This window comes from Xanthomonas citri pv. mangiferaeindicae, assembly GCA_002240395.1.
Taxonomy (GTDB): Bacteria; Pseudomonadota; Gammaproteobacteria; order Xanthomonadales; family Xanthomonadaceae; genus Luteimonas; species Luteimonas citri_A.
Map to the genome: position 1 here is coordinate 3,465,705 of CP016836.1, position 19,899 is coordinate 3,485,603.

17 protein-coding genes and 3 pseudogenes are annotated in these 19,899 nt (G+C 66.7%); 5 read left to right on the top strand and 15 right to left on the bottom strand.

All coding sequences use genetic code 11. The features are described 5' to 3' along the window. Positions 1–599: 599 nt before the first annotated feature. The 7 genes and pseudogenes from BEN78_15070 to BEN78_15100 form a co-directional block, all read right to left on the bottom strand. Positions 600–1,514, bottom strand: a complete 915-nt coding sequence (locus BEN78_15070) for a LysR family transcriptional regulator (GenBank protein ASR44488.1) — start codon at positions 1,512–1,514, stop codon at positions 600–602. Between the two features lie 148 nt (positions 1,515–1,662). Then, complete coding sequence (locus tag BEN78_15075) at positions 1,663–2,094, bottom strand: alkylhydroperoxidase (protein ASR44489.1); 432 nt, start codon at positions 2,092–2,094, stop codon at positions 1,663–1,665. A gap of 79 nt (positions 2,095–2,173) precedes the next feature. After that, complete coding sequence (glyA, locus tag BEN78_15080; protein ID ASR44490.1) at positions 2,174–3,445, bottom strand: serine hydroxymethyltransferase; 1,272 nt, start codon at positions 3,443–3,445, stop codon at positions 2,174–2,176. A 132-nt stretch (positions 3,446–3,577) separates the two neighbouring features. Continuing rightward, a pseudogene (gene pdxK, locus BEN78_15085) lies at positions 3,578–4,411 on the bottom strand (bifunctional pyridoxal kinase/hydroxymethylpyrimidine kinase). Then, positions 4,408–5,130 carry a glutamine amidotransferase gene (locus BEN78_15090; GenBank protein ID ASR44491.1) on the bottom strand — a complete coding sequence of 241 codons (723 nt, stop codon included), beginning with the start codon at positions 5,128–5,130 and terminating at the stop codon, positions 4,408–4,410. The pseudogene pdxK and the gene BEN78_15090 overlap by 4 nt, the downstream one beginning before the upstream one ends. Continuing rightward, on the bottom strand, positions 5,127–5,942 hold the full coding sequence (locus BEN78_15095) for a YggS family pyridoxal phosphate enzyme (GenBank protein ID ASR44492.1): 816 nt from the start codon (positions 5,940–5,942) through the stop codon (positions 5,127–5,129). Before BEN78_15095 ends, BEN78_15090 begins: the two co-directional genes overlap by 4 nt. Next, on the bottom strand, positions 5,942–7,183 hold the full coding sequence (locus BEN78_15100; protein ID ASR44493.1) for a benzoate transporter: 1,242 nt from the start codon (positions 7,181–7,183) through the stop codon (positions 5,942–5,944). The genes BEN78_15095 and BEN78_15100 overlap by 1 nt, the downstream gene beginning before the upstream one ends. Before the next feature lie 104 nt (positions 7,184–7,287). On the opposite strand from BEN78_15100, the pseudogene BEN78_15105 reads away from it, so the two are divergent. Then, a pseudogene (locus tag BEN78_15105) lies at positions 7,288–8,783 on the top strand (GntR family transcriptional regulator). 54 nt (positions 8,784–8,837) lie between these two features. Here the strand turns inward: BEN78_15105 and BEN78_15110 are convergent. Continuing rightward, positions 8,838–9,959, bottom strand: a complete 1,122-nt coding sequence (locus BEN78_15110; GenBank protein ID ASR44494.1) for an acetylesterase — start codon at positions 9,957–9,959, stop codon at positions 8,838–8,840. Positions 9,960–10,047: 88 nt separating this feature from the next. On the opposite strand from BEN78_15110, the gene BEN78_15115 reads away from it, so the two are divergent. Next, positions 10,048–10,977, top strand: coding sequence for a hypothetical protein (locus BEN78_15115; protein ASR44495.1), 930 nt, complete (start codon positions 10,048–10,050; stop codon positions 10,975–10,977). A gap of 128 nt (positions 10,978–11,105) precedes the next feature. On the opposite strand, the gene BEN78_15120 is transcribed toward BEN78_15115, so the two are convergent. From BEN78_15120 to BEN78_15150, 7 genes and pseudogenes are all read right to left on the bottom strand, one after another. Next, on the bottom strand, positions 11,106–12,446 hold the full coding sequence (locus tag BEN78_15120; protein ID ASR44496.1) for a toxin HipA: 1,341 nt from the start codon (positions 12,444–12,446) through the stop codon (positions 11,106–11,108). A gap of 1 nt (position 12,447) precedes the next feature. Further along, positions 12,448–12,708 (bottom strand): transcriptional regulator, encoded by a 261-nt coding sequence (locus BEN78_15125; protein ID ASR44497.1) that lies wholly within the window; start codon positions 12,706–12,708, stop codon positions 12,448–12,450. A gap of 89 nt (positions 12,709–12,797) precedes the next feature. Beyond that, a complete protein-coding gene (locus BEN78_15130) occupies positions 12,798–13,721 on the bottom strand; it encodes a LysR family transcriptional regulator (protein ID ASR45175.1) in 924 nt (307 codons plus the stop codon). Positions 13,722–13,729: 8 nt separating this feature from the next. Further along, complete coding sequence (locus BEN78_15135) at positions 13,730–14,707, bottom strand: MBL fold metallo-hydrolase (GenBank protein ID ASR44498.1); 978 nt, start codon at positions 14,705–14,707, stop codon at positions 13,730–13,732. A 105-nt stretch (positions 14,708–14,812) separates the two neighbouring features. Then, complete coding sequence (locus tag BEN78_15140; protein ASR45176.1) at positions 14,813–15,880, bottom strand: hypothetical protein; 1,068 nt, start codon at positions 15,878–15,880, stop codon at positions 14,813–14,815. Positions 15,881–16,160: 280 nt separating this feature from the next. Further along, positions 16,161–16,535 (bottom strand): hypothetical protein, encoded by a 375-nt coding sequence (locus tag BEN78_15145; GenBank protein ASR44499.1) that lies wholly within the window; start codon positions 16,533–16,535, stop codon positions 16,161–16,163. Between the two features lie 134 nt (positions 16,536–16,669). Beyond that, positions 16,670–17,331: pseudogene (locus BEN78_15150) on the bottom strand (methyltransferase). A 73-nt stretch (positions 17,332–17,404) separates the two neighbouring features. Here BEN78_15150 and BEN78_15155 point away from each other — a divergent pair. From BEN78_15155 to BEN78_15165, 3 genes are all read left to right on the top strand, one after another. Then, complete coding sequence (locus tag BEN78_15155) at positions 17,405–17,845, top strand: transcriptional regulator (protein ASR44500.1); 441 nt, start codon at positions 17,405–17,407, stop codon at positions 17,843–17,845. An 83-nt stretch (positions 17,846–17,928) separates the two neighbouring features. Then, the gene (locus BEN78_15160; protein ID ASR44501.1) at positions 17,929–18,201 is read left to right on the top strand and encodes a hypothetical protein; all 273 of its coding nucleotides are present in this window, start codon (positions 17,929–17,931) and stop codon (positions 18,199–18,201) included. Between the two features lie 950 nt (positions 18,202–19,151). Continuing rightward, a complete protein-coding gene (locus BEN78_15165; protein ASR45177.1) occupies positions 19,152–19,769 on the top strand; it encodes a hypothetical protein in 618 nt (205 codons plus the stop codon). The last annotated feature ends 130 nt before the right edge of the window (positions 19,770–19,899 follow it).

A 19,899-nucleotide genomic window follows, 5' to 3' on the forward strand; every position in this document is an offset into this window, starting at 1 on the left:
CGGCGTAGTCAGATCGAGCGCTGACAGCCCGCTTGCGAGCGCATCCCGGCACCAGGCCTGCCGCGTGGGCAGCACGCCTGGCGATGTCTTGGATGTGGGCGTGGCTTGCACTTTGGACGCTTCGCAGTGACCGACCGGTAGGCACTGTAGGTAGGCGTAGTCATTTCAAAAAGTGAAATGATTGCAATCCAACGATTGCGTTCGACGCATGCATCGAACGGACCTGATCGCCCCCCACCCAACCCTCCCCCGCACGCGGGGAGGGCTTTTGCGGCGTCGATCGGATCGATGCGCGTGTCTGCCAGCGCACTCCTCCCTCTTCGCGCGTGGGGATCGATCGCGCAACACTTCCCCGCGTTCGCAGGGTGAGGTCGACCGTGCGAACCGCCCTCGTCGCAGCAGGAGGTCGACCGCGCAATACCTCCCCCGCTTGCGGGCGGAGGTCGACGCCGAAGGCGTCGGGTGGGGGCATGGGCGTTGGCGACCGAGCCCAAAGACATCGCATCGACCGGCCGCCCCCACCCAACCCGCCCCGCGCGCGGGAGGACTTTTGCGACGTCGATCGGATGCGCACGTTGGATGGCGCAGTACCTCCCTCTTCAGGGGTGGAGGTCGATTGCGCGACATAGCGCATGGATCGTCTGCCGCAGCCAGCGATGGGCCGGGTCGCCGTCCAGACGCGGGTGCCAGGCCTGGGTCAGCAGTACGGTCTCCATCGGCGCCGGCAGTTCGAACACGCGCAAGCGCAAGCCCGCCGCCTGCGCGGTGCGGGCGAGGTGGCGCGGCAACGACAGCAGCAGGTCCGAATCCTGCAGCGCGAACAGCGCCGTGTACGGGTTGGGCACCACCAGCGCGACATGCCGGCGCAGGCCTTGCGCCTGTAGCGCGTCATCGACCGGGCCGCTGTCCTTGCCGCGTCGCGACACATGGATGTGTTCCCAACGGGCGAACCGGGCCGCGGTGATCTCCTCATCGAAGATCGGATGCCCGGCGCGCGCTACGCCGACGAAGGTCGTGGTGAACAGCGATTGCACACGGATCTCCGCACTCAGCGTGCGCGATGCACTGATGAACAGATCGATGCGGCCGCTGCGCAGCGCCTCCTCGTCGATATCGTCGCCTTCCGGCGAGAAGCGCAGCATCGCCCGCGGCATCTCCTTGGCCATCGCGTCGAGCAGCCGGCCCAGATGGATGCTGACGAACTCGTCGGTCGCGCGGACGTTGAATCGCCGGTCCAGCGACGCCAGGTCGACCACCGCGTTCGACGCGAACACCTGTGCGGCATGATCGAGCGCGATGCGCACCTGCTCGCGCATCGCCAGCGCCTTGGGCGTGGGCACGAGCTTGCGCCCGACCTGTACGAACACCGGATCGCCGAGCGCATCACGGATCCGGCTTAGCGTCCGGCTCATCGCGGGCGGGCTCAGATGCATGCGCCGCGCCGCGCCGACGACGCTGCCCTCCTCCAGCAACGCGTCCAGGGCCAGCAGCAGATTGAGATCGGGGCGTGCCATGGACGTTCGATGCGTGAGCCAGACGCAATCATAGGCCAGAGACGATGTCGGTGAAGGCAGCCGTGAGGCGTCATCCTGGACGCCCCCGGAAAATCGCCTACCTCCCCACGACCGTTCCACGCCGTCGCCGCTGCCCCAGGTCCCTGACCTACTGGCGCATGCCGATCGCCAGACGATTGAACGCACTCATCAGCGCGACCGCGAAGCTGAGATCCGAAATCTCGGCATCGCTGAAAACGGCCTTGAGCGGCAGGAAGACCTCATCCGGCGCATGGCTGTTCGCCACGTCCACCAGCGCCTCGGTCCAGGCCAGTGCCAGACGCTCGCGTTCGCTGAAATGGGCACTGACCCGCCACCCGGCCAGTGCGTCCAGTTTGGCCTGGGGCATGCCACCGGCGCGCAGCGCTGCGGCATGCATCTCCAGGCAGAACGCGCAGCCGTTGATCTGCGAGACGCGCAGATAGACCAGCTCGACGAGCGGCTTGCCGAGTGGACTTTTGTCCAGCGCCTGCTTCGCCAGCCCGAAGCCTCGATAGGCTTCGGGCGAGAGGGTCTGATAGGGCAACCGAAGAGACGACATCGATAAGCTCCTGAAAGAAACCGGAAGGGCGCGCCGGCGTACGCCGGCGCGCAGCGTGCCCGTGGCGCACTGGGCTGGCTCAGCCGTACACCGGATGGCGCCGGCACAGTGCCACCACCTGCATGCGCACATGGTCCTGGATGCTCGTCAGCGCGTCGTCACCGATTTCGAGCGCGTCAAGCACATCGCACAGCCAGCCCGCCAACTGCTCGCATTCGGGTACGCCGAAGCCGCGCGTGGTCACCGCGGGCGTGCCGATGCGCAGCCCCGAGGTGACGAAGGGCGAACGCGGGTCGTTGGGCACGGAGTTCTTGTTGGTGGTGATGTAGGCATCGGCCAGCGCCGCGTCGGCGTCCTTGCCGGTGTAGGGCTTAGCCGACAGGTCGATCAGCATCAGATGGTTGTCGGTGCCGCCCGAGACGATCGTATAGCCACGCTGCTGCAGCACCGCCGCCATGGCGCGGGCATTGGTCACCACCTGGCGTTGATAGGTCTTGAACTCGGGGCGCAGCGCTTCCTTGAAGGCCACCGCCTTGGCCGCGATGCCATGCATCAACGGCCCGCCCTGGGTGCCGGGGAATACCGCCGAGTCGAGCTTTTTGTAGAACTCGCTGCTCTGCCCCTTGGCCAGGATGAGGCCGCCACGCGGACCGCGCAGCGTCTTGTGGGTCGTGCTGGTCACGACATGGGCGTGCGGCAGCGGGTCGGGATACTCCCCCGCGGCCACCAGGCCGGCGACATGCGCCATGTCCACCCAGAAGATCGCCCCCACCTCGTCGGCGATCGCCCGCATCCGCGCCCAGTCCTTGTGGCGCGAATACGCAGAGAAGCCGCCGATCAGCATCTTCGGCCGCGTCTCGCGCGCGATCCGCGCCATCTCGTCGTAGTCGATCAGCCCGGTCTCGGGATCCAGCCCGTACGGCACGATCCTGTAGTGCCGGCCGGAGAAGTTGGCCGGGTTGCCGTGCGTCAGGTGACCGCCCTGCGCCAGATTCATGCCCATGACCGTGTCGCCGGGCTGGGCCAGCGCGAGGAACACCGCCGCGTTCGCCTGCGCGCCGGCATGCGGTTGGACATTGGCGTAGTCGCAATCGAACAACGCCTTGACGCGTTCGATCGCCAAGCGCTCGGCGACATCCACATAGCCGCAACCGCTGTAATAGCGCTTGCCGGGATAGCCTTCCGCGTACTTGTTGGTCAGCACCGAGTTCTGCACCGCCATCACCAACGGGCTGGCGTAGTTTTCGGAAGCGATCAGCTCGACATGATCTTCCTGCCGGCGCGCTTCGTGCTGGATGGATTGGGCGAGCTCGGGGTCGAACTCGGTCAGGGTCAGGGTGGCGTCGTACATGGCAATGGCCTATGGGGTGGGGAATGAGGAGGCGCGTGCGCGCGCGCTGGTGTCCGCGGGCTGGCGCGCCTGCTGCGCGACCGCGGTCGTGTGCCGACGTGGCGAGAGCGTGGCGTCGCCACGCAGGTGGCCCGGCAGCGGCAGCAACAGCTCGGCGCATTGCGCCTGTTCGGTCCGGCGCAGCGCCTCGACGACATGCCGGCAGGCCCGCGTCGTCGCGTCCCGCAGGCCCCGCCCGCGCAGCCAGTGCCCGGTCAGCGCCGCGCAGAACAGGTCGCCGGTGCCCTTGGGCGTGATCGCGACGCGCGGATGCCCGATCACCTCGGCCCGGGTGCGCGTGACCAGCACCACCTGGGTTTCGTTCTCCGCCCAGGTGTCGGGGGCGGCACTGGTCACCGCCACCCATTGCGTGTGGCCGGTCAGCAGCGTCCGTGCAGCAGCGATCACGCTGTCGACGTCGTGCACGCACCGTCCGGTCAGCTGCGCCAACTCGAACCCATTCGGGGTCACGCCGTCAGCCAAGGGCAGCAGATCCCGGCGGTAGGCCTCAACCAGACCGGCGTCGACATAGACGCCGTGGTCGTGATCGCCGATCACCGGGTCGATCACCACACGGAGGGCCGCGCATTCTGCCAGACGCGCCCGGACCCAGCGCGCCACGACCGCAGCCTGCTGCGGATTACCCAGGTAGCCCAGCAGCACCGCCCGCAGGCCCGCCAGCGCGCCGCGCGCCGTCAGATCCTGCAAGTAGCCCGCGACCCAGTCCGCCGGCAGCGCGCCGCCGTGCAGCGTCGGGTAATGCGGGGTATTGCTGAAGACCACGGTCGGCACCGCGGCCACCGAAAGCCCCAATGCATCCAAGGTCGGCACCGCGACGGCGTTGCCCACCCGCCCATAGACCACTTGCGACTGCACCGAGACCACGTCCAGCGAGAGCGGCCGAAAGCCCGGCGGCGGTGTGGTCATCGCGTCATGTCCACCGCATCGTCGGCCTCGAGCCCGTCGAGCCAGGCGCCGAACACCGCCTGCGCCGCCCGCGGCAGATCGTCTCGCCTGGCGTGCGCATCGGCGCGCAAGGCGCGTGGATCGAGGCCGGCCTGCGCCAGTTCGCAGGCATGGCCGATCAACCACTGTTCGATGCGCTGCGGCTCGGCCTCCAGATGGCATTGCAGCGCGAGCACGTGCCGTCCGATGGCGAAGGCCTGATGGGCGCACGCGTTGGTCCCCGCCAGTCGGACCGCACCGGCCGGGATGCCGAAACGATCGCCATGCCAATGCAGCACCGGCACGCGATCCAGCGCCGTCAGCGCCGACGCCTCGCCCGCAGGCGTCAGCATCAGCGGCGCAAAACCGATCTCCTTGTGTCCCATGCTGGCGACATCGGCGCCGAGTGCACGGGCGATCAACTGCGCGCCCAGGCAGATGCCCAGCAGCGGACGAGTGCGTTGCAGCCGCTGGGCGATGACGTTGAGTTCGTCGGCGAGAAACGGATATGTCGCCTCATCGTATGCACCGATCGGGCCGCCCAGCACGACCAGCAGGTCGGCTGCGGCCAGCGCGTCGGCGTCGATGCGTTCGCGGCCGGCATCCAGATAGCGCACGGTGTAGCCACGGGCGACCAGCAGCGGCGCCAGCGTGCCCAGGTCCTCGAAGTGCAGATGGCGGATGGCCACGGCCGTCTTCATGCCGACGTCGCCTCGGTGCCTGCGGCATCGGGCCAGTAGTAGCTGTCGGGCATCGGGCGCGCACCGAAGATCGCCTGCCCCACCCGCACCACCGTCGCGCCTTCCTCGATGGCGATCTCGAAATCGCCCGACATGCCCATCGACAGCTCGTCGAGTGCGATGCCGGCAGGCGCGTCCTGCCGCAGCTGCTCGCGCAGCCCCCGCAGCAGCACGAAGCACCGGCGCACGCGTTCGGCGTCGCTGGAAAACAGCGCCAAGGTCATCAGGCCGCGCACGCGCAGCGCCGAGAACGCCGGCAGCGCCTGGAGGAAGGCCGGCACCTCGCCCGGCGCGAGCCCGTACTTGCTGGCCTCGCCGGAGGTGTTGACCTGCACATAGACATCCAGCGAGCGACCCTCGATCTGCAGGCGACGTTCGAGCGCCTCGGCCACGCGCAGGCTGTCGAGCGCCTGGAACTCGCTGGCGAATCGCGCCACCAGCTTGGCCTTGTTGGTCTGCAAGTGGCCGATGACCGACCACTGCAGGTCGCGCAGATCCTGCATCGCCTCCCACTTGCGGTGCGCTTCCTGCACCTTGTTCTCGCCCAGCAGCCGGCACCCCGCCGCATACGCCAGGCGCAGGCTGGCCTCGGGTTTGGTCTTGCTGACCGGTAGCAGGCGCACCGTGGCCGGGTCGCGTCCGACGCGGCGGCAGGCGGCCTCGATGCGCGCGTGGACTGTGGCCAGATTGCGGCGGAAATCCTCGACGCTGGTCGCTTCGGGATAGCGGCCGTGCTGGTCGTGGCCGGTCGGGGTGTCGAACGCCATCGCCATCAGCGCACCGTACCGTCCAGCGGCAGCACAGCCCCCACCGCTGCCGGCTTGCGCTGCGGCCATCGACCGTTGAGCACCGCGTAGGCCACCAGCCCGATCACCAGGCCCCAGAACGCCCCGCCGATACCCAGCAACTTGATGTTGGCGGCCGCGGCCAGGAACGTGATCAGCGCCGCTTCGCGGGTCTTGGCCTCGGCCATCGCGCTGGCCAGGCTGCCGCCGATGGTGCCGAGCAACGCCAGGCCGGCGAGCGTGGCGATGAAGGTCGCCGGAAACGCCATGAACAACGTCGCCAGGGTCACCCCGAACACCCCGACCAGGACGTAGAACACGCCCGCAGCCACGCCGGCGATCCAGCGCTTGGACGGCTGTTCGTGGGCCTCACGGCCGGTGCAGATCGCCGCGGTGATGGCCGCGATGTTGAAGGCATGCGAGCCGAACGGCGCCATCAGCAGCGAGCCCAGGCCGGTCAACGTCACGATCGGATTGGCACTGGTCTTGAAGCCGTCGTTGCGCAGCACGAGCATGCCCGGCATGTACTGGCCGGTCAGCGTGATCAAGAACAGCGGCAATGCGACGCTCAACAACGCGTTGAACGAGAACACCGGCGGGGTGAACACCGGTGCGGCCAATGCCAGGCGCAGCCCGGAAACATCGACCCGCCCCTGCAACAACAGGACCATCAGCCCCAGCACCAGGATGCCCACCACCGCATAGCGTGGCGACACCCGCTTGAGCACCAGGTAGGCGACGATCAGCACGCCCGCCAGCAGCGGGTCCAGGCTCACACCGGCAAAGGCACCGATGCCGAACTGCAGCAGGATGCCGGCCAGCAATCCGGCAGTCACACCCGGCGGGATCAGCCGGATCACGCGCTCGAACCAGCCCGACACGCCCAGCAGCACGAAGGCAGCGGCCGAGATCAGGTAGGCGCCCACGGCTTCGGCGTACGGCGTCGTGGCCAAGGCAGTGACCAAGAACGCCGCGGCCGGCGTCGACCAGGCGGTGATGATCGGCTCACGGGTCGTCCAGCTCAGCACGATGCCGGTGACGCCCACCCCGATGGAGACCGCCCAGACCCACGAGGCCGTGAGTTCCGGACTCAGGCCAGCACTCTTGGCCGCCTGGAACACCAGGATGAAGGTGCCGCCATAATTGACGATGACGGAAATCAGCCCGGCGATGACCGGGTGCGGAAGGTCCTTCCAGTGAACGGACGCAGACGTGGGGGCATGGGCCATGGGGAACGGACGACTCCTACAGCGGCATTGAGCTTGCGGCGCCTATTTATAGGCGGACAATGGCCCGATTCGCCCAGCCACTTTCCGGCGATGGAGCAGACCACTTGTTCAAGCACGCCCAACTCGAGTCGGTGAAAGCCGCAATCGGCGACCCCGCGCAGCGCGCCTTGCCGCTGCACCTGCGGGTGCAACGCGCGGTGCGCCAATTGATTCTCGACGGCATGCTGGATATCGGCAGGCCGCTGCCGGCGTCACGGGCCTTGGCGACATCGCTCGGGGTCTCGCGCGACACCGTCGAGACTGCCTACGGCCAACTGCACGCCGAAGGCTTCATCGAACGGCGCGTGGGCAGCGGCAGCTTCGTGTCCGAACGCGCGCAGCGCCTGCCCGGCCGTGGCAAGGCACGCCGCGCGCGCACCGACCGCACCGCCCCGCGCCTGAGCCAACGCGGCAGCGCCCTGTTCCAGCGCGGCGGCGTGCGCGATTTCCCGGCGCCACGCGCCTTCGTGCCTGGTGTACCGGAAACCCGCAGCTTTCCGCTGGCGACCTGGGAACGGCTCGAGCGTCAGGTCTTGAAGGAGTACGGCACCCGGGCCCTGCTGCACAGCCCGGCCCAGGGCATGGCACCGCTGCGGCAGGCCATCGCCGACTACGTCAACCTCGAACGCGGCGCGCGCGCCACGCCCGATCGCGTGCTGGTGTTGACCAGCTCCCAACAGGCCCTGACCCTGTGCGCCACGCTGCTGCTCGATGCCGGCGAGCGGATCCTGCTCGAAGACCCCGGCTACCACGGTGCCCGTAAGGCATTCGAGGCCGCGGGCCTGCAATGCGTGCCCGTACCGGTCGATGCGCACGGCCTGCAGGTCGCCCCCCTGCTCGACGCCAGCCGGCAGCCCGGCGCCCCTGCGCGTGCGGTGTTCCTGACACCGTCGCACCAGTTCCCGACCGGGGCGACGCTGGCCTTGGACCGCCGCCTGGCGATCATCGACTGGGCGCGGGAGCAGCAGGGTTGGATCATCGAGGACGACTACGACAGCGAGTTCCATTACGCGGGCAAGCCGACCGCCTGTGTGCAGGGACTCGATCCGCACGAACGCACGCTCTACATCGGCACCTTCACCAAATCGCTGTTCCCCGGCCTTCGCATCGGCTACATGGTGCTGCCCCGTCCCTGGTCGCACCGATGACCGCGGCCCGCACCCTGCTCGACGGCCACAGCGCCCCGATCCCGCAACTCACGCTGGCCCGCTTCATCGAAGGCGGCCATTTCGGCGCCCATGTGCGCAGCATGCGCGCCGTCTATGCCGAGCGGCGGGACCGCCTGGCCGCGCTGGTCCGCAAACATCTGTCCGACGACCTGGAACCCCGGGTCCCGGCCGGCGGCATGCAGATGCCGTGCCTGTTCGTCCGTGTCCTGTCCGAACCTGAGGCCGTGGACGCCGCGCACCGCGCTGGCATCGACCTGCTCGGCCTGAGCACGCTCTGTGCTTCGGAGGCCCCCACATCGGGCTTTCTGATGGGCTTTGCCGCCCATGCTCCGCAGGAGCTCGAAGCCGGGGTCAAGACATTGGCGAAGGTATTGCGGTCGCTGCATCGTTGAGTCGATCCGAGCCCGGCAAGACAACGAGGCACGTCGATGCGAGACGACGCAGCGCTATTCCGCCGGTGCCGTCGAGCGCGCGTCGGGCCAGGCATCGACCTCGGTCTCGTCAATCGCCGGAAACAGACCCGCACCCGTCTGGCCCGCCTCGGCAAACGCACGATCCTGCGTCTTGTCGCCGTGCGGGCGCGCACCATCGGCACGACGCTGTGCCACCGCCCAGTCCATCGCGTGTCGCATGCGCGCAATGGCATGCCGGCTTGCCGGCTCGGTATCGCCGTAGGCATGGAACTCGTGGGTCATGTGGTCCCAGACATCCAGGCGCACGCCTGCCCCCTGGCCGACGGCCTGCTTGGCGAACGCCCGGATCATGTCCACCAGAATCTCCTTGTCGCCCGCCTGGATGTACAGCGGCGCAGTGCCGCCGAAGTCCTGTCCCATCGGCGAAAGCGCCGCATCGGTGTAGTCCGCACCGCCCTTCAACCACTTGCCGTACTGCAGGGTCTGATAGCCCTGCACCATGTCGTAGCGGTCGTTTCCAAACTGGCTCTCGCCCAATCGCCCGATGTAGGTCCACGGACTGATCGCGATCGCCAGCAGCGGCTGCGGCAGTTCCGCCGCGCGCAGCGCAGCCAGGGTCATCAGCACAAGATGCCCACCCGCCGAATCACCGCAGAGAATCAGGTCCGACGGCGCGATTCCCGTCGTCACCAGACGCCGGTAAGCAGACAGCGCATCGTCGAGCTGCGCCGGATGCGCATGCTCAGGCGTCATCCGGTATTCCAGCGAGAAGATCCGCACCTGCAGCATATGCGCCAACATCGCAATGAAGTTGCGCGTCACCGCGGCATGGAAGGTATAGCCGCCGCCGTGGAAGTACAGCATCGTCAGCGCGCCCGTGTACCCCTTCGGGGTGAACCACGCACCGGGCGGCTCGCCTGCCCCGCTCTGCCGGATGTCCACGGGCGGCGGCGAGCCGGCAATCGTCAAGCAACTGTCGAAGTAGGCGCGCCCCTCTGCGATCTGGTCCAGCGAAAAGGCGTGATTGAATTGGCGGCGATAGAACAATGTCCCGATTTCAAACGGCACCGACCACTCGGCCACCAATGGTTTGCCGATCGCGCGGCGCACAAGCACCATCAACGAGGTGGTCAGCAGCACCCAGGCGCTCCGCAATCGATGTGATAGCTTCCCCTGGAATACGGTTCTGGTCATGGCGTCTTGCTCGACAGGTCCGGTGGATGACGGTGGGATTGTCGAAGGCATGAGAAGCGCCGGTATAGAACGCAAGCGACACGTCGGGCGGCCGTCGGAAGCGGCCCGATTGCACTTCCCGCCCTCTGCCTTGACCGGTTGCGTCCATATCGCGATCGAGCGGGACACGCGCGGCTTGGCGCTCACATCCGCCGAGCGGATCAACATGTATCCCGCCTCGCCCCTGCCCTCCGTGTCCTGGATCCTCGACGGACACTTGCATATGGTCGACATCGAGGGCGGCGCGCCCGTCCAGGTCCGCGCCGAGCCGCTGCCGACCCTCGTGTTCGCCGGCCCGTTCCGCAAGCCCGCCGCCAGCTGGTCACCCGGCCCGATCCACGCGTTGATGGTCAGCTTCTACCCCGATGCACTGGCGCGGCTATGGGGCATCCGACTGCAGGACTACGTGGACACCGTCATCCCTGCCGAACAGGTGCTGCCCGCTGAAGCGCTGGCCGCACTGTCGGGCATCGGCGCCTCCGATGCACCGCTCGATACGCTGGAAGCCCGCTTGACGCCGCTGTGGCAAGACGCCCAGCAGGCCACTGACATCGTGGGGATCCGCAGTTGGCTGACCTCGCTGACTGCGCGGGGCGCACGCACCCGACTCGGCGTGGGCATGCGCCAGGTGCAGCGCCGGATCAAGCATCTGACCGGACAGAGCCAACGCGATCTGGATCTGTACGCGCGCATTGAAGGGGCCTTCGAATACGCCGCCCGTCATGCGCAGGATCTGGCTACAGTTGCCGCGAACGCCGGCTACAGCGATCAATCCCACCTGGGGCGCGAAGTGAAGCGCGTGACCGGACTGTCGGCGCGGCAGCTGCGCGACAAGACTTGGCAGGACGAGGCGTTCTGGCTCTACAGACTGCTGGATGCGAGCGCTCGAAACGCATCGACGTCATGCACACGGCCGCAGACGCCAGATCCGACGGTCTGATCCGCTTGGAGTAAGTAAGGACTTAAGCCATCTCCTGGGTCCCCGCCCCGATGACATGGACGCTTCGACACCTCGATCCGCATCGCCGACACGGCCACCACGTTTTGAACGCGCACACGACCTGCATCTTACGGCGACATCTCACCGAGCGATCTGGCTGCCTGCTCGAGCCCGCCGAGAATGGCGTCAAGGACGCGCGGCGAGAAGTCGTGCGGCAAATCGGCTTGCACCTCAGTGATGGCAGCTGGCGTTCGCGCGAGCAGGTCTTCGATGATCGGCTCGGCCGTCGCCGCATAGCCGACCTGTCGCGCGGTGCTACTGAAGTGCCGGCGCTGAATGCTTTGCATGGCGTAATGCCGTTTCTTGCCGAGCAGCGCCATCGCCGACTTGATGTCATACGGCGACCACTGGCTCGGACCATCGCCAAGCACCGGGTAGACCGACATCACGTCGTACAGCGGCGTCAGTTGGAAGCGGCCGCGAGGCAGAAGCTGCAGGCTGAAGTTCTTGGCATGGCCGTCGGGTGCACGCAGCAACCAGAACAGCACCTGCGCGGCCATCAACGTCTTCATGTCGGCCTCGGCATTCACCGACTGCCGCAGCGTCCCAAACAACGCCTTCAGCCCTGGACCGCCCTCGTTCTCGTACTTGCGCAAAGGCGAGCAGCCCTCGACCTGGCAGAAGTCCTCCTGCGGCAGACGCATCAGCCATTGGCCATCGGGGGCGACGCGCCGGTCGAAGCGTGTCACCACCAGCACGCGCTGGCGGCCAAATGTCGCAATGCGCGCCTCGGCCACGGGCAATCCGTAGGCTTTGAGCAAGCGCAGGCACAACCATTCGTTGTCGACAGAGGTACTGAAGTCCGCGCGCCGCCCCCCCGTCAGACCAAGCGGAAGCTTGAAGATGTGGCTCGTCGGGGTGGCGCCACGCGGGGCCAGCCATTGCCCATCCCACCACAGGAAGGCCGTCTTCTCCTGCGCGCCGGCCAGCGAGATGCGGAAGTCTGCATCTGGGTCTCGCGCCGCCGCGAACGCTGATGGCGACACGGTTTCGATCAGGTGCCGCTCGATTGCGTCCTCGGACAGGGATGTCCCCTCGATTCGATCGAAACCGATGGGCGCCTCGTCCTCGTCCAGGAGCTGGACAGCACCTACGCAGTCACGGCCGACGGCCTTGAGCAGGTCGAAGGGTTCGGTCGAGCCCGTCCTGAAGCGCTCGGCCACCCGGCGCCGGATGGCGTCGCTGTCAGGCAACAGGTTGTCGAAGAAATGGGCGACCTTCTCGCCCTTGAGTGGCAGGTTCTGCAGCGTGAACGGCAGCGACAAGGACAGTGGTCGGCCGACATCGGCGTCACGCCAGTCGGCGTCGTACTGGAGCTCCATCTCCCCGCGCGCGGGGATGGTCCACCTGCCGACGCGGACACCGTTGGTCCAGATGGACAAGCTGCGGCTGTGCGATCGACGTCCCATCTCACCAGTCCGTGGTTGCCGACGAGGATGCAGGGGCGCCCCGCCGCCCCATACCCAACTCCAGGCCCAGTGCCGCGCACCAGGCAAGCAACTGCGCCACGCTCATCTCGTGCGCATTGAGTTCAAGGTGCGACACTCGCGACTGGCTCAGGCCCAGCCTCGACGCCAGCGTCGCCTGGGTCAGCCCCTGCGCTTTACGCGTGGCCTGCAGCAGGGCCCCAAGTTGCGTACTCGTCAGCAAGGGATGAGGCATGGTCGGCATCGCGATACCCGATATCGAGGTAAATGCAATTTAGCTGGATTCAGGGTAAAAGCAAAATACCTGGATTTCAACTAAAACTCACCGCTCTTTCAGTTGCTCGAGGTCGCACCCGCCGCCTGGAACAGCTGCTTGCGGAACCACACACTGGCGGCATCGTCCCGGCTGCGCGGATGCCAGTAGGCGCTGATCGTGACCTTGGGTAGCGCCAGCGGCGGTGCGAACAGGTCCAGCGAGGCGCCGAAGCGCTGCAGCAAGCGCCCGGGCAGCGTGCACAGCAGATCGGTGTTGGCGACCAGCGCCGGCGCTGTCGCGTAGCTCTCGGTGGACATGACGACCTGGCGGCGACGGCCCAGCTTGGCGAGCGCCGTATCCATGAAGCCCGAGAACGGATCGCCGGTGGACGAGACCACCAGATGCGCCGCCGCGCAGAACGCCGACAGGCTCAGCTTGCGGCCGCCGCGCGGGTGCCCCTTGCGTTGGGCGGTGAGGAATGTGTCGGTGAACAAGGTCCGCCCCACCCAGCCGTGCTCGGCAACATCGCTGAGCCCGACGAACACATCCACCTCGCCCTGTTCCAGTTGCGCGGGCAAGGCCTGCATGTCCGGGAGCGCGAAACGGACGCGCACCTGCGGTGCCTGCGCCTGCAAACGGTTGACCAGGTCGGAGCCCAGCATCAGGGCGGGATTGTCGTGCAACGCGACGACAAAGGTCCGCTGACTGGTGCGGGGATCGAACGTCGCCGGTGCGAGCAGGTCCACAATGCCACGCAAGACATCGCCCAATATCGGCCGCAAGGCCAGCGCCCGTGGCGTCGGCACCACGCCCCGACCATTGGGCGCAGCGACGAACAGCCGATCGCCGAAGACCTGCCGCAGCCGCGTCAGCCGGGCCGACATCGCCGGCTGGCTGATGCCCAGCCGCTGCGCCGCATGGGTGATGTTCTGATCGGCCAGCAACGCATCGAGCGTCAGCAGCAGGTCCATATCCAGACCGGGCGGCAAGGCGGCGCGCATCGACAACGTTAAGGGTCCTGGCGATTGGTGTAGGTGATCGGCACCCAATCATAGCCACCGTCCACACCGGCCCGGACGTGACCGATGCCGGGGAACGGCAGATGCGGCGCGGCGATCAACGTGCGCTCGCGCGCGAACGTGGCGAACTGCCCCTGGCGCACCGACTTCGCGCCCGCAGGATCCTGGTCGTAGGCGATCGTGACGCCGGGCTTGGGAAACTGCACGGCCGCCGCATGGATGAGGTCACCAACGAAGGTCACGCTTTCGCCGGCGCTGTCGAGGCGGTAGAACGCGGACCCGGGCGTGTGTCCCGGATGCACCGTGCCGGTGATACCCGGCAGCACCTGCTGCGTGCCCGAGAACATGGCGACCTGATCGGCCTCGAGGTACGGCTTCAAGGTCATCCGGGCGATCTCGAAGTACTGCACGTCGTAGCCGCTCTCGCGACGGGCATCGTCGTCGAAGAAGAAGTCCACGTCCGGCTTGCCGACGTGCACCACAGCATTGGGAAACACGCGCTCGCCATCGCGCACCAGCCCGGCTGCATGGTCGGAATGGGCGTGCGTGAGCAGCACGTCGGTCACATCCTCCGGGCGCAGGCCCTGGGCGGCCAAGCTCTCGATCAGACGGCCGCCATTGCCAGGCCCGAACACCTGCCCGGCGCCGGTATCGACCAGCACGTGATGGCCGGGCAGTTCGACCAGGAAGACATTGATGGACACCTCGATCGGATTGCGCTCGAAGTTGCGCGCCAGCAGATCGTCAATGTCCTGTGGCGTCGTGCCCTGCAGCAACTGGTGCAGGTCCTGCGCCACCGTACCATCGGTCAACGCGGTGACGTTGACCTCGCCGATGCGCACGCGATAGCCGCCGGCCTGCTGCTGCATCAGCTGCGATGGGGGATCGGCCTGGGCGGGACTGACGGGAAACTGCAACAACACGGCGGCCATCAGCGCGGCCGCGAGCGGCGTCCTGGACAGAGACATGTGCAATGCGCTCCGGAAAAAGGGATGCGCCATCGTAGGCACCGCCCCCGTCATCCAACCAGACAGCTGCAATCGATAGGCGTCATCCACGCCATGGATAGCGCGTCAGTGCGCTTGCGCGCGGCGCAACACCTCCGCATGCGCGAACAGCGCCTTGAGAATGCCGTCGTAAGCCTTCTCCGTATCCGCGCCCGAGGTGTTCGTGAAGAAAATCACCCCGGTGCGTAGATCGGGCGTGGCCAGCATCTCGGTTTTCATGCCCGGATCGCTGCCACCGTGCCCGACGTATCGGGTGTTGTACTTCGTCTGCCAGAACAAGCCGGAGTTCTTCTCGGCGATATCGACATTGCCGGGCTTGTGGGTGGGCGTGAACTGCAGGCGCAGCATCTCGTCCACCGAGTTCTGCTGCAGCACGCGGTTTTCGTTCCCCTGTCCGCGATTGAGCAGCGCGATGAAGAATTTCGACAGATCCTCGACCGAGGTCCGCAGACCGCCATCGGGCCACGTGGTCACGGTGTAGGGCTGGATCGCAATCGCCATCTCGTCCTGCGCCAGGTACAGCGTCGCGTCCGGCGTCGAGCCGGCGGGGGCCAAGTGCCAACGCGTGCTGCGCATGCCCAGCGGCTCGAACAGATGGCGTTGCGTGTAGCGCGCCAGCGGCTCGCCCGTGACGTGCTCGACGATGTAGCCGGCCAGGCCGGCCCCGATGTTGGAATAGTCGCGCGCCGCGCCCGGGGCCGCGGACAGGAAATTCTCGGGCGCGTAGTCGGCGCCACCGACAGCCAAGTAGCCTTTGAGGAACTCTCCCAAGGGCTGCGGCGCGTCGCGTCCGAAGTAATAGCTGGCCGCGTACACCGGCCAGCGATCGCTGATGCTGGAGGTGTGGGTCGCCAGCTGTCGCAGCGTGATCGGCTGATCCGGATGATGCGGGTTGCGGACCGCGAACGGCATGTAGCCGCTCACGTCCGCATCGAGCGACAACCGCCCCTCCTCTTGGGCCCGCATCATTGCCGCACCCACGACGGACTTGCTGATGGACGCGATGTTCATCACCGTGTCCGTGGTGAACGGCCGGCCCGATTCCCGATCGGCCAGGCCATAGCCGCCCCGCCACACCACCTTGCCATCCACAATGACCGCGGCGGCAACCCCGACCAAGTGGCCCTCGGCCATCTGGCGCTGGATCTCGGCGTCGAGCGTCGCGACGTCGGCAGGCACAGCGGCGAGCGCTTCAGGCGTCTGCGCAGTCGACGTCGTCGCGTGGAGGCCGAGCAGCGCAGCAAGAAGGCCAGGAAGAACTGCGTAGCGGACGGCCATGGGCGACTCCGACGGGAAGATCGGATTCTTCGGCCGGCGCGGGGGCTTCACAGGTGCCATTGGTCACGCCTGCCCAATGCAATGACCGGAGCCGGCATACCCAAGGCCGAGCGCGGCCCCTCGCCGCGATCGAGCATCAGTCAAGGTACTTCCCCGAGCCCGCCCCATCCTTATGGCGTACGCGCAACTGCGCCAGAATCTCGGGCGCCAGCAGTCGGGCATTGATGCCATGTCGCGTGCGGCTGGAGGCACGCGGCGCCCAATGGGTGACGCACCCGCAGGTCCGACACCGGTGGAAGTCGACATGGCGCCCGTTCCAGGCATAAGTGTCGGTGCCACCGTCCACCGGCAGCCCAGTGATGTCGGCGGCCTCGTAATAGACCCACAGCACGCCGTAGCGCCGGCACAGGCTGCAGTTGCAGTCGATGACCTCGACGGGTGCGTGGTTGACATGCATCACCACCGCACCGCAGTGACAGCTGGCGCGCACGCCGGGATTGGAGTCGGCCATCGCGGTGTCCTCGGAGATGTCGTCAATGCAATCGCGTGTGCGTCGACGCCGGCGCGAACCCGAACAGCGAGGCCAGGACAACGCGCGCAAAGTTGATGGATCCCGTCATCGACGCGGCTCCGGTTCGAACATGCTCAGCGACGCTCGATCGCCACGATCGTGCCGAGCACGCTCGCCTGCTCGCCGGACGGGCCGAACGCCGTGCGCGAAAGCGAACCGACGAACACCTCCCGCCACTGCGCAGGCGCCAATGCCAGTGCGGCCAGTTCATCGGCGGCGCTCGGGTACACCGTGTCCGGCGCACTCCACGACCACGGCGCCCGCGAGCCATGGGTGACGAGCAGCAGCAAGCCCCCTGCCCCGACCGCCTGCGCGGCGCGCCGCAGCACCTGGGTGCGGCCAAAGGGCATCGGCGACTGCAGGAACAGCGCCGTCACCAGATCGAACGTGCCTTCCGGGAAGCTCTCGCCCAGCTCGTGACGTGCGAACTGGACATGGCCGGCCACCCCCGCGGCGCTGGCCGCCACTCGCGCCGCTTCGAGGGCCGTCTCGGAGATATCGACCCCAGTGACCATCCAGCCGCGCTGCGCCAGCCAGATCGCATCGTCGCCGCGGGCGCAGCCCAGTTCCAAGGCGCGCCCCGGGGGCGCCCTTCGGCAAAGCGCGTCAACACTTCAGACGGCCGCCCGCTGGTCGGCGTGGTTCTGCCGGCGTAGACGCGCTCCCAGAAAGCGTGCGCGGTGTCGTCAGTGTGTTCCCCTGCGGAGGGCGCTGGATGTCGGTTCGAGGAAGTCATGTAACATACGATGTACCGTAAGTGTGCGGGCGTCAACCCTCGTGCGTTCATTTGTTACAGAAGGAGTCAAGCCGTGCGTCGAGACAGCCGCCTCCCCCGGGTCCTGCACGCGCTGCTGCATCTCGAGCACATGGAGGGCCCAGCGACCTCGGAGCTGATTGCCCAGATGCTGGGCACCAATCCGTCCGTGGTCCGCCGCACGATGGGGGGCCTGCGCGAGGCCGGCATCGTGGTCTCAGTGAAAGGTCATGGCGGCGGCTGGTCGCTCGCCAAGCCACTGACCGACGTCTCGCTGCTCGAGATCTACCACGCACTCGGCGCGCCCACGCTGTTCGCCATCGGCAGCGATGACGAGCAGACCACCTGCCTGCTGGCCCGCGCCGCGAACGCGGCCACCGCCCATGCGCTGGCCCATGCGCAGCAGCAGTTCGAGGACCATCTGGGCAGCGTGTCCGTCGCGGACCTGGCCGCGGATTTTCGCGCCTGGCAGGGTGAGTCTGGCTTGGGACGCTGAGCGGTGCCGAGCGTAGCGACGTAGCGTGGTGGCCTGCTCCCGTAGGGCAAGCCATCACGCAACCTATTGAAGGCCGAGCCCGAATGAAGGCGCTTGTCAGAGTCGCGATCCTGTTGCTGCCTCTCGGCATGTCGGGCTGCGTGATCGGCAATGGAAGAATCTGCGGGCCGCAAACGCTGAGGATCTACTGCGACAAAGAGGCATTCGACAGCCTGCACAACCGGCCTTCGCTCACGGAAAGATGGCAGCACCCCGCACCCCAGCAGATCGAGCGCCCCCAGGATTGGATCGCCTGCGGTGGCAGCGCTGATGGCGGCTATGCAGGTGTGTCCGCAGCACGGATGCGGAGCGCGTAAAGCTGTCTAGGGACAACTTAGACAAAATCCAGCGCTGCTTGATGGGCAAGGGCTACCGCTACACAGGCACGTGCGAAGGCAAGATTCCCAGCCAGTACCCGGCCTGCCTGACCACCCTCAAGTGAAGACGGCGGTTGACGCCAAGCACTTGTTCCAGATTTCTTCGCTGCCGCCTAGGCACGCTCATGAGACGTATGCGACCGCAAAACAACCGCGCGCGGGCTAAGCTAGTGGAACACGACGGCATGCATGGATGACCGGTATGGCAGCGGATCGCAATAAAATGACCACCCCACTCATCGCCCCGGCACTGATACTGCTCTCCGCCGCAGCGTGCGCCACCGATGCCACCCATAGTGTCCACTTGGATGTCGATTTGGCGACGCTGGTGCGCGAGATTGACGCTCCGCCAACCTCACTGCACCAGACTCTAATCTCAAGGCTCAGCAGCAAGATTGAATCGCCTGACGCCACGATCGAACTGGGGCCTCTGTTATCCAAGGACGGGGTCACACTGACCAACATATCGGTTCGGCGAGGACTCCCTCACTATTCGGGATCTTCGTCCATCGTGATGAGCGTCGATCAGATGCCATGCTATTCGACAGCGCAGGTCCGTCACGATTTTTCAATTGATGACACGGGAACCTCTCAACAAGTGGTGCATGCAACATCAGGAGGAATCCAGAGCGTTAAGCTCATCGACTGGATGACGAGCAGAACACCTCGCGGCGAAATCAAGTTCTTCTATGACCGCTCAGAATGCGTCACCGCCATCCAGATCAATCGACGCGCTCCGGCCAAGCACAGCAGGAACAGACTAGCCGAGTCGAAAACATAGGCCATTTGCTCGAACACGCGCCGTGGCCACGCAGTTGCAGCGCGGTCCCCGATTAGTAAGATCGGCCCAAGGAGAGGGGAGCAAGCAGCCACGGAGGACAGCAATGATGATGGGGACCCTTCCGAAGGTCTGGGACGCGTGCGACAAGATCAGGCACGCGATCGTGCGTGGGCGATTCGTCCCAGGGCAGCGTCTGGAACCGGCCACATTGGCCGATGAGCTCACCACCAGCCTCACCCCGATCCGGAACGCGCTGTATCGGCTGAGCGGCGAACGCCTGGTCGATGCGCATTCGCGAGACGGCTTCTACGTGCCCCTGCCCACCGAGGCCGCCCTGCGCGAGCTCTACGACTGCATGGAAGAGCGGCTGCTGACCTGCCTGGCCCGTGGCGCCTTGCCCGGTGACAGACCGTACAAGCGCCCCACCCCACACGATGGCGCCGCCGAGGCGACGTGGCTGCTGTTCGACACCATTGCGCTCAAGACGCGCGTTGTCGAGACACGGTATATCACCCAACAGGCCAACGACCGACTCGCGCCGATCCGTGTTGCCAAGCGCAGCCTGTTTCCCGACGCACACGCCGAGCTGGACGAATTGATCACGGCCTGGGAGTGCGCCGACATCGCACGCCTGGCACGTGCGCTGCACGCCTACCACGACCGTCGCCTCAACCGGGTGCCGGACATCGTGGCGCTGTTGAACGAAGCGCGCCACGCGCCGCACTAGACGGAATGCGCGATGCACCGCAATTTGCGGTTGCGCATCACACTTCCAGGGAATTTTGGAAGTACACAACAAAAATCATTTGAGAACACTCGCAGGCGCTTCAACACTGGCTGCGTCATGGATGGTCCAT